7 protein-coding genes are annotated in these 9,950 nt (G+C 68.9%); 2 read left to right on the plus strand and 5 right to left on the minus strand.

Annotated features, from left to right (window positions below; all coding sequences use genetic code 11):
- Nucleotides 1-16: 16 nt before the first annotated feature.
- From ACQG3P_RS18385 to ACQG3P_RS18405, 5 genes are all read right to left on the minus strand, one after another.
- Nucleotides 17-523: a hypothetical protein gene (locus ACQG3P_RS18385; protein WP_426805834.1), complete on the minus strand. Its 507-nt coding sequence runs from the start codon at nt 521-523 to the stop codon at nt 17-19.
- Nucleotides 524-629: 106 nt separating this feature from the next.
- Nucleotides 630-3,731, minus strand: coding sequence for an error-prone DNA polymerase (locus ACQG3P_RS18390; RefSeq protein ID WP_426805835.1), 3,102 nt, complete (start codon nt 3,729-3,731; stop codon nt 630-632).
- Nucleotides 3,728-5,143, minus strand: a complete 1,416-nt coding sequence (locus ACQG3P_RS18395; RefSeq protein WP_426805836.1) for a Y-family DNA polymerase — start codon at nt 5,141-5,143, stop codon at nt 3,728-3,730. The genes ACQG3P_RS18390 and ACQG3P_RS18395 overlap by 4 nt, the downstream gene beginning before the upstream one ends.
- Nucleotides 5,144-5,152: 9 nt before the next feature.
- A complete protein-coding gene (gene imuA, locus ACQG3P_RS18400) occupies nt 5,153-5,770 on the minus strand; it encodes a translesion DNA synthesis-associated protein ImuA (RefSeq protein WP_068852565.1) in 618 nt (205 codons plus the stop codon).
- A 232-nt stretch (nt 5,771-6,002) separates the two neighbouring features.
- A complete protein-coding gene (locus tag ACQG3P_RS18405) occupies nt 6,003-6,164 on the minus strand; it encodes a hypothetical protein (protein ID WP_426805837.1) in 162 nt (53 codons plus the stop codon).
- Nucleotides 6,165-6,238: 74 nt separating this feature from the next.
- On the opposite strand from ACQG3P_RS18405, the gene ACQG3P_RS18410 reads away from it, so the two are divergent.
- Both ACQG3P_RS18410 and ACQG3P_RS18415 read left to right on the plus strand, forming a co-directional pair.
- Nucleotides 6,239-6,685 (plus strand): winged helix-turn-helix transcriptional regulator, encoded by a 447-nt coding sequence (locus ACQG3P_RS18410; RefSeq protein ID WP_426805838.1) that lies wholly within the window; start codon nt 6,239-6,241, stop codon nt 6,683-6,685.
- A gap of 245 nt (nt 6,686-6,930) precedes the next feature.
- The gene (locus ACQG3P_RS18415; protein ID WP_426805839.1) at nt 6,931-9,747 is read left to right on the plus strand and encodes a beta-glucosidase; all 2,817 of its coding nucleotides are present in this window, start codon (nt 6,931-6,933) and stop codon (nt 9,745-9,747) included.
- Nucleotides 9,748-9,950: the final 203 nt, after the last annotated feature.

Here is a 9,950-nt window from a genome sequence, read left to right on the forward strand (position 1 = left end):
TTTCGCACGCCGGCAATCAGGGCGCTGTAGGGGTACCCGGACGGATGTAATGCGACTGCCCGTTGTCATTGAGGAAGATCAACTCCGGCTTGCCCTGCCAGGAGGTGAGCATGGCGCCGGTGCTGTTCTGGTGCTTGATCACCAGGGTGGCGCCACGATCCGGGTTCGCGGTGATCTTGAACACTTCGGTGGTGCCCTTGGCATCATCCAGCGTGAGCGAGGCCTCATCGCCGACATCGGCAGTGCCATAGCTGCCCCGTTCGGAACCGTCGGCACCGAGCAGCACCACGCCCGACAGCGGCGAGGCGCGCGGGCCCTGCGACACGCCCTTGCTGAGCGGATCGGGCAGCGGCGCGCCCAGGATCACCCGCGCCTGGCCGCTGCCGTCCTGGATGACCAGCCCGCGGGCGGTGATCACCCGCTCGGCGGACTGGCTGCGGTGGAGCTGCACGGCGGTGTACCCCGAGACCAGCAGGGCAAGGCTGGACACTGCCAGTGTGGTGAGGGTGAGTACGCGCGACATGGCAGGTTCCGGATCCTTGGATGGCAGCGACGATAGCCGAAGCCGTCATGGCCGCACCAGTCGGAAAAGTCTGTATCTATCGTCAGCGTGAAACCGGTCACAGCAATCAATGGAAGTCGCGGCTGTGGGTACGCACCCCCTCGATCAGCGCATCGAGGTTGTGCATGCGCTGCACGATCAGGTGCTGCACGCCATCCACCCGCTCCAGCCGGCCATCGATCTGCATCAGCTGCGCCTCCACCAGCACCCGGTGCTGGCGGTCGGCGGTCCTGCGCCAGACCACCGCGTTGACCATGCCGCTTTCGTCTTCCAGGGTGAGGAAAGTCACCCCGCTGGCGGTCTGCGGGCGCTGGCGCATGCGTACCAGGCCGGCGAAACGCACGCTGCGCCCGTGCGGCAGCTGCGCCAGTTCATCGGATCGCTGGCAACGCCGTGCGCGCAGCTCATCGCGCAGGAACGACACCATGTGCTGGCCCAGGGTGGTGCCGGTGCTGTTGTAATCGGCCTGCATGTCCTCGAACGCACTCGGCGCCGGCAAGGCCACGGCAGCGTCGGCGGTGGCGCGGACGTTCTCGAACAGCGGCAACGGCTTTTCCACCCCCGAGACATCCCAGCGCGCGCGGTGGCGGTGCCCGCTCAGCCCCTTCAGCGCGCCGGCGTCGGCCAGCAGCCCCTGGTGGCGGCGGTCCAGCCGGGCCCGCTGGCTGAGGTCGGCCACGCTGTCGAAGGCATGGCGCGTACGTGCCTGCAGCACTTCCTCGGCCACCGCTTCGCTGAAGCCATCGATCATGCGCAGGCCGAGCCGGATGCCGGGCAGGGCATCGGGCTGCGTGGCCGGCACCAGCGTGCAGTTCCAGTCGCTGTGGCGCACGTCCACCGGCAGCACCGGCACGCCATGCCGGCGCGCATCCTGCAGGATCTGGTCGGGGGTGTAGAAACCCAGCGGCTGGCTGTTGACCAGGCTGGCGGCAAACGCGGCGGGGTGGTGGCATTTGAGCCAGCAGCTGACGTAGGTGATCAGCGCGAAGCTGGCCGCGTGGCTTTCCGGGAAGCCATAGCTGCCGAAGCCCTTGATCTGCTCGAACAGGCGCTCGCCGTAGTCGCGGCTGTAGTTGTTCTTTGCCATGCCGGCCAGCAGCTTGTCGCGGTGCGGTTCCAACCCGCCGTGGCGCTTCCAGGCGGCCATCGAACGGCGCAGCGCATCGGCCTCGCCCGGGGTGAAGCCGGCGGCGGCCACTGCCAGCTGCATCACCTGTTCCTGGAACAGCGGCACGCCCAGGGTGCGCTTGAACACTTTCTCCAGTGCCGGCGGGTAGTCGATTTCTTCGATCCCTTCTTCCTTGAGCCGCTTGCGGCGGTTGAGGTAGGGATGGACCATGTCGCCTTGGATCGGCCCGGGCCGCACGATCGCCACTTCGATCACCAGGTCGTAGAAGCAGCGCGGCTGCATGCGCGGCAGCATCGCCATCTGCGCGCGCGATTCGATCTGGAACACGCCCAGCGTATCGGCGCGGCAGATCATGTCGTAGGTGGCGGTATCGCCGGCCGGGATGTCGGCCATGCCCATCGCCGGCTCGCCATGCGCGTGCAGCATGGCCAGGCATTTGCGCACGGCGGTGAGCATGCCCAGCGCCAGGCAGTCGACCTTCATCAGCCCGGTGGCATCCAGGTCGTCCTTGTCCCACTGGATCACGGTGCGGTCGGCCATGGCCGCGTTCTCCACCGGCACCAGGGTGGACAGCGGGTGCTCGGAAATCACGAAGCCGCCCGGGTGCTGGGACAGGTGGCGTGGGAAGTCCACCAGTTCGGCGGTGAGCGCCACCACCCGCTGCATCAACGGCGTGTCCGGGTCGAAGCCGCGTTCGCGCAGGGCCTCGGGCAGTGGCTCGTGGCTGCTCCAGCGGTCCAGGCAGGCGGCCAGTTCGTTGACCTGGTCCGGCGGCAGGCCGAGCACGCGGGCCACGTCGCGCACCGCGCTGCGGCCACGGTAGCTGATCGCCACGGCGGTGAGCGCGGCACGTTCGCGACCGTAGCGGTTGAACACATACTGCAGCACTTCCTCGCGCCGTTCGTGTTCGAAATCGATGTCGATGTCCGGCGGTTCGTCGCGTTCTTCGGAAATGAAGCGCTCGAACAGCAGTTCCATGTGGCTGGGGTCGATCTCGGTCACGCCCAGCACGAAGCACACCGACGAGTTGGCCGCCGAGCCACGGCCCTGGCACAGGATCTGCTGGCTGCGGGCAAAGCGCACGATGTCGTGCACGGTGAGGAAGTACGACTCGTACTGCTTGAGGTGGATCAGCCGCAGCTCGTGTTCGATCTGCCCGCGCTGCGCCTCGCTGGCGCCGCCGGGCCAGCGCCAGCGCATGCCCTCTTCGACCAGGGTGCGCAGCCAGCTGGCCGGGTCGTGGCCGTCGGGCACCAGCTCGCGCGGGTAGGTGTACTGCAGCTGCGCCAGGTCGAACCGACAAAGCTCGGCCACGCGCAGGGTTTCCTCCAGCAGCTCGGGCGGGTACAGCGCGGCCAGCGCCTGGCGGGTGCGCAGGTGGCGTTCGCCATTGGGAAACAGGTGCCAGCCGGCATCGGCGATGGTGCAGTGCTGGCGGATCGCGGTGAGGGTGTCCTGCAGCGCACGGCGGCGGCGCACGTGCATGTGCACATCGCCGCTGGCCAGCAGCGGCAGGTCGTGGGCGTAGCCGAATTCCAGCAGCGCTTCCAGCCGCGCCACGTCGTCGGCGTCGCGGTGCAGTTCCACCGCCAGCCACAAGCGGTGCGCGAAGCGCGCATGCAGCCAGGCCGCCTCTTCGGCACTGGGCGAACGCGCCGGCCACAGGCACAGCAGGCTGTCGGGCAGGGCATCGAAGTCCTCGCGCAGGCAGCGGTATTCGCCCTTCGGCGCACGCCGGCGGCAGGTGGTGATCAGCTGGCACAGCCCGGCATAGGCCGCTTGGTCGGTGCACAGCAGCACTACCTTGGGCCCGTCCTCGATCTGGAATTCCGCGCCGGTGATCAGCGCCAGCGCGTGCTTCTTCGCCGCCTGCCAGGCGCGCACGATGCCGGCCAGCGAACATTCGTCGGTAATCGCCAGGGCCTGGTAGCCCTGTTCCTTTGCACGCGCGAACAGCTCCTCGGCAATGGAGGCGCCGCGCTGGAAACTGAAGGCCGACAGGCAATGCAGTTCGGCGTAGCCGGGCAGGGCGGTGCTCATGCGAACCAGCCGTGCAGCATGAACGGCCCATGCCGCGCGCCGGCGGCGGTGTAGGCCCAGGCGCGCTGGCCCAGCGCCGTTTCCACCACGTAGTAGTCGCGGCGCACATCGCCTTCGTCCCACCAGCCCGATTCAATCCGCTCCGGCCCGGAAAGGATGCGCAGGTCCGGGTCGTACAGTGGCTGCGGCGTGGCCAGCAGCCAGCCCGGGCGCAGCGGCAGGGTGGGGGGCGGCCCCTTGATGGCCTGTGCGGCGGTGCCGCTGGCGCGTTCGGGGCGGTGTTCGGCGCGCAGCCCCACGCCCTGCACGGCATCGTCGCCCAGCCGCGCGCGCAGGCGTTCGCGCAGCTGTTCCCACGGCATGGCCTGCTGCGGGCGCGGGTCGAACAGGTCGCGCGCGGCCGGCACGAACGGCGGCAGGTGTTCGGCCTGCAGGCGCAGCCCACGGCTGCCGGCGGGCAGGCGCAGGTGGTCGACGCGGTTGCGCGCCAGTTCGAACAGCATCGCCGCATCGCGTTCGGGGGCGAGCAACCCTACGGTGAGCCGGGTGTCGGGGTGGCGCTCGTGTTCGAACCACAGGTCGAACTGCTGCGCGCCGCCATCGCGCGAACACAGGAAAGCGGCCAGGTCGGCAGTAAGGCGACGCAACGGGAACAGCAGGGCCTGGGTGGATTCGATTTCATACTCGAACTCGATCCGCGCATCGAACCGGTCCGGCGGCCGGAAGTACTGCAGCGGCGCACTGCCGCTACCGCGCAGCGCATCCAGGTGGGCCAGCACCTGGGCCGGGAAACGCCGGGCCAGGCTTTCGCGGGGCAGCGCGAAGGCAGCGCCCAGCGTGCGCAGGCCGGAGCGCGCCAGTACCGTGACAGCCTCGGCCGGCAGGCCGCTGCGGTCGATCGGGATCTGCGCCAGTGCAGGTTCCAGCGCGGCCGCATCCACGCCCAAGCGGGCATGCACGCGGGTGAGTACCCAGGCGGCGTGCGGGTTGGGTGCCGCTACCAGCCGATGGCGGAAGCCGAGTTCCTTCAAGCCCTCGCGCAGGCGCTGTTCGATCGCCGGCCAGTCACCGAACAGGGCACGGCTGGCGCCGATCTCCAGCGCCAGCGCATGCGGGAAGGCCAGGCTCACCTGCGAGCTGATGCCGTACAGCCAGCTGGCCAGCAGCTGGCGGGTGTCCTGTTCGGCGCGCGGGTCGTAGTCCACCGTGAGCATGTCGCGGGTCAGCACCTGCGCGGCCGACAGCAGCATGCCGCGGCGCAGGCCGAGCTGGCGCGCCGCCGGGCTGACCGCATGCAGCACCCGCCGCTGGGCCGGGCCGCTGACCAGCACCAGCGGCGCGCGCGGATCGGGCTGCTGGCGCAGGGCCGCGTCCAGCGCCAATTGAGGCAGCAACAGGCAGGCCCACTGCATGGCGGCGCCTCAATGGGCCAGGGCCAGCGGCAGCGGCTGCGCCGGTGCCATGCCGCCGCGGCATTTGAGCACCCGCACCTGGCCGGCATCGAGCTGCAGGCGCAACGGGGCGGGGGAGGGGTTGCGGGCCAGCCGGCTGTCGCGGAAGGCAAAGCCCAGGCACTGGCCGGTTTCGGCGGCCACCTGCAGCCGGCGCAGGGCGCGGTCGTCGGCGTGCCCGGGCCAGCACAGCACCGCCGCACACGCGGCCGAGCGCAGGCATTGTTCGGCCGCCCACAGCGCTTCGCGCGGGCTGGCATGCACTACCTGCAGCTGGCCCAGGGCCAGCCCGGCGCCGGCCCAGGCTGGCGCATGCGGCAGGTGCGGCGGGGCGACCAGCACTACGGTCTGCTGCAGCTGGCTGAGCCGGGCCAGGGTCGGCCAGACCAGCGCCAGCTCCCCCTGGCCGGGCGCGGCCAGCAGCACCTCGGACAGGGCCGAGGGCGGCCAGCCGCCGCCGGGCAGCCGGCTGTCCAGCGCCGGGTGCCCGGTCGGGTGGGCAGCGGCTTCCCGCGCCGTCCCGCGCGGCTGCCCGCGCCAGACCTGGCGGCTTTCCAGCAGCTGTTCCAAGGCCACCACCGCGCCCATCAGCGCACCTCCCTGGCAGGCTGGAACAAGGGCAAATGGGCGGGAAACCTGAACATGGAGGCGAGGATAGGCAGGGCAGGTGTCAAGGGTTGAGACCGACATGCTACGTGTTATTAGCAAAATTGCTAATGAATTTACCCGCCCTGTCGGTGACCCCGTAACAATTCGTAGCCCCGGCCGTTGGCCGGACACCGCGCGCAGCGCGGCCCAAGCGTCCGAAGCCCAATTCACATCAGCCCACCGCACATTTACCGACGTTTACCGCCGCCGAGGCCGACACGGCATCCAGCAGCGGCTGGGCGTAGTAGACGTTGGCCACGCTGAGCCCACCGGCGCAGGCGAACAGCAGAAGCAGGGAAGGAGCGAAGCGCGGGAGTGGGGCAGTGGTGGGCATGACTGGTCTCAAAATAGAACCAGTTGAGTCTGTGCCATTTGGTTCTAAAATGAAACCACTCAAGGAGACTTGCCATGCACCACGATCTCAACCGCACCTGCCCGGTTGCCCGCGCGCTGGACCGGATCGGCGACCGCTGGTCGCTGCTGATCGTGCGTGACGCCTTCGACGGCGTGCGCCGCTTCAGCGATTTCCAGCGCGGCCTGGGCATGTCGCGCAGCATGCTCAGCCAGCGCCTGCAGGCCCTGCAGGACGCCGGTGTGCTGATCCAGCAGGCCGCCGCCGATGGCAGCCGATACCACGACTACGTGCTCACCGCCCAAGGCCAGGCGCTGTTCCCGCTGGTGGTGGCGCTGCGCCAATGGGGCGAGGGCCATCTGTTCGATCCGTCTGAACCGCGTTCGCATCTGCAGGTGATCGGCACCGGACAGGCCGTGGCACCGCTGCTGCCCCGCGACGCCGAGGGCAGGGCGCTGACGGCGGCGGAGACCGAAGTGATCAAGCCGGATTCACTGCCGTGAACCTGAACACGCTGTTGACACGAATGAACAGGGTGAACGACTCTTGAGCGGATGGGTGCTGGCGACGGCACCCGGCGGATGCGGTGGCTGTGGCGACAGGCGGAGGGGCCTGATCGTGGCTGGCGTGCCCGTGTAATTCGATCCCGAGCGCAGTTGCGTGCCGGGATCCCGCCATGACGGCGCTGCACCCTTCTGCGGCAAGACTCCCTGGATTTATTGCGTCAGCAAAGGTGTTTCGCCCGCTTATGAAAACGATTACAAAGCCCTTGGCCCTGACGGCCGCCATCGCCCTGTCGCTGTCTGCCCCTGCCTTTGCCGCACCGGCGGTGGGTGGCGACGCCTTCACCGTGCTCCGCCTGGACCAGGCACCGACGTACCTGGATGCCAAGCTGGTGGCCGAACAGCTGCAGGCGCTGGACGTGGATGCGCTGACCATCGGCAACGTGATCCGTCCGGCCGACAGCATGGAAAGCGCGCAGGGACCGGACCCGCTTGCAGCATTGGCCGACGACCTGGGCTACACCTATCGCTTCGTCAGTGCCGACCCGGCTGCGGCCGAACAGCGCGGCAGCATCGTGCTCTCACGCCTGCCAGTGGAAGCCGAATCGGGCGTGGAAGCGCCGGGCCTGAACTACCTGCGCCTCAACGACGGCCGCCACGTGGTGGCGCTGTACACGCGCGCTGCCGAGGCCGATGGCGCGGCGGTCAAGACGCTGGTGGACAGCTCGCGCCTGGGCGCGCCGGCGGTGCTGCTGGGTACCGATGCGGACATCGCCACCGCCGCGGGTTTCGCTGCCATCGGCAAGGGTGCCGGGTACAGTGCCGGCTTCGATGCCGCCACGACCAAGCCGGTCAAGCTGCGCCTGGATGCCGATGCGAGCATCGCCGGCCAGCTGCTGACGCTGGGCTACAACGCCCCCGTGGGCGGCGACACGCCGTGGATGGACACCGGCCTGGGCGCGGATGCGCGCGCCAGGCTGCTGGTGGCGCGGATGACCGCGGACGAGAAGTTCCAGATGCTGCACAGCTACTTCGGGCTGGGCAAGGATGGCGGGCCGCTGCCGGACGGCGCGGTCGGTTCGGCCGGGTTCGTGCCGGGCGTGCCGCGCCTGGGCATTCCGTCCCAGCAGTCGGCCGATGCCGGCGTGGGCGTGACCAACCCGGGCGGGATGCGCAAGGGCGACCATGCCACGGCGATGCCCTCGGGCCCGTCCACCGCCTCGAGCTGGAACCCGCAGATCGCCTTCACCGGCGGTGCCACCATGGGCCGCGAAGCATGGCAGCAGCGCTTCAACATCCTGCTGGCCGGCAGCGTCAACCTGCAGCGCGACCCGCGCAATGGCCGCAATTTCGAATACGCCGGCGAAGACCCGGTGCTGGCCGGTCGCCTGGTGGGTGAGTCGATCCGCGGTGTGCAGAGCCAGCACGTGATCTCGACGATGAAGCATTTCGCGCTCAACGACATGGAAACCTCGCGCAACTTCCACAGCGCCGAAATCGGCGAACAGGCGATGCGCGAATCGGACCTGCTGGCCTTTGAAATCGCCCTGGACGAAGGCAAGCCCGGTTCGGTGATGTGTTCCTACAATCGCATCAACGGCACCTACGGCTGCGAGCACGATTACCTGATGAACCAGGTGCTCAAGCAGGAATGGAAGTTCCCCGGTTTCGTGATGTCCGACTGGGGCGGCGTGCACAGCGGCTCGAAGGCGGCGCTGGCCGGCCTGGACCAGCAGTCGGCGGGCGAGGTGTTCGACAAGGCGGTGTATTTCGATGCGCCGCTGCGGCTGGCCGTGGCCGGTGGCACGGTGCCGCAGGCGCGGTTGGACGACATGGTGGCGCGGATCCTGCGCACGATGTTCGCGCACGGCAATTTCGACCTGCCGCCGCAGCATGTGCCGATCAACGATGAAGCGGGCTTTGCGGCCGCGCAGCGCACGGTGGAAGAGGGCAGCGTACTGCTGCGCAACGCCGGCGACGTGCTGCCGCTGGGCAAGGAGGTGCAGCGCATCGTGATCATCGGCGGGCATGCCGACAAGGGCGTGATCGGGGGCGGTGGTTCGTCGATGGTTGGCTGGACCGCGCGGGGCACCAATGCGGTGCCGGGCGTGCTGCCGACCACCTGGCCGGGCCCGGTGATCTTCCACCCGTCCTCGCCGCTGGAGGCGCTGCGCGCCGAGCGCCCGGATGCGACCATCGAGTACGTGGACGGCCGTGACGTGGCGGCTGCCGCGCGCGCTGCCGCCGCAGCCGACGTGGCGATCGTGTTCGCGACGCAGTGGTCGGCCGAGTCGGTGGATCTGCCGCACATGAAGCTGCCGGACAACCAGGACACGCTGATTGCCGGGGTGGCCAAGGCCAACCCGAAGACGGTGGTGGTGCTGGAAACCAACGGTCCGGTCGAGCTGCCGTGGCTGCAGCAGGTGCCGGCGATCCTGCAGGCGTGGTACCCGGGCATCCGCGGCGGTGAGGCCATTGCGGCGCTGCTGACCGGCAAGGTGAATCCCTCGGGCCGGCTGCCGGTGACGTGGCCGGTGGACGCGTCGCAGCTGCCTCGCCCGCACGTGAACGGGCTGGGCTTCAATCCGAAGCAGAAGCCGGACGACACCATCGATTACAACATCGAAGGCGCCAACGTCGGCTACAAGTGGTTCGCGGCCAAGGGCCTCACGCCGCAGTTCGCGTTCGGCCACGGGCTCTCGTACACGCAGTTCCAGTACGACAACCTGACCTACACGGCGATGGGCCAGCGCCTGGTGGCGACGGTGGACGTACGCAACACCGGCAAGGTGGCCGGTGCGGACGTGGCGCAGCTGTACCTGAAGATGCCGGAAGGCAGCACCACGCCGATCCGCCTGATCGGGTTCCAGAAGGTCACGCTGCAGCCGGGCGAATCGCGCCGGATCCGCATCGAGGCCGAACCGAAGGCGATGGCCAGTTTCGATACGCGCGACAAGCAGTGGAAGATTGCGGAAGGCCGCTACGAGCTGCAGCTTTCACGTTCGGCCAATGAGCCGCTGCAGACCTCGCCCATGGTGTTGGATGGTGGTGTGGTGAAGTAAGGCCGGCGTGGTGCGTGGGCGTTCAGAACGCTCACGCTTTACCGCAAAAAGCTCTGGGCTGCAGGTGTCTGCGGCTTGGCTGGCGGGTGTGGGTTTGCGGGACACGCTGCAAGTACATCCATGTAAGCTCGTTCGCGCCATCCATGGCGCTCTACGGTCCCGCAAACCCACCCCCGCCAGCCATTGACAGTTGGCCGGTGACC

Source organism: Stenotrophomonas sp. SrG (genome assembly GCF_050031795.1).
Taxonomy (GTDB): domain Bacteria; phylum Pseudomonadota; class Gammaproteobacteria; order Xanthomonadales; family Xanthomonadaceae; genus Stenotrophomonas; species Stenotrophomonas rhizophila_A.

Excerpts from the sequence above, each read along its gene's own strand:
- ACQG3P_RS18390 (WP_426805835.1), bottom strand. The coding sequence starts at position 3,731 with ATGAGCACCGCCCTGCCCGGCTACGCCGAACTGCATTGCCTGTCGGCC.
- ACQG3P_RS18410 (WP_426805838.1), top strand. The coding sequence starts at position 6,239 with ATGCACCACGATCTCAACCGCACCTGCCCGGTTGCCCGCGCGCTGGAC.
- ACQG3P_RS18385 (WP_426805834.1), bottom strand. The coding sequence starts at position 523 with ATGTCGCGCGTACTCACCCTCACCACACTGGCAGTGTCCAGCCTTGCC.
- ACQG3P_RS18405 (WP_426805837.1), bottom strand. The coding sequence starts at position 6,164 with ATGCCCACCACTGCCCCACTCCCGCGCTTCGCTCCTTCCCTGCTTCTG.
- imuA (WP_068852565.1), bottom strand. The coding sequence starts at position 5,770 with ATGGGCGCGGTGGTGGCCTTGGAACAGCTGCTGGAAAGCCGCCAGGTC.
- ACQG3P_RS18415 (WP_426805839.1), top strand. The coding sequence starts at position 6,931 with ATGAAAACGATTACAAAGCCCTTGGCCCTGACGGCCGCCATCGCCCTG.
- ACQG3P_RS18395 (WP_426805836.1), bottom strand. The coding sequence starts at position 5,143 with ATGCAGTGGGCCTGCCTGTTGCTGCCTCAATTGGCGCTGGACGCGGCC.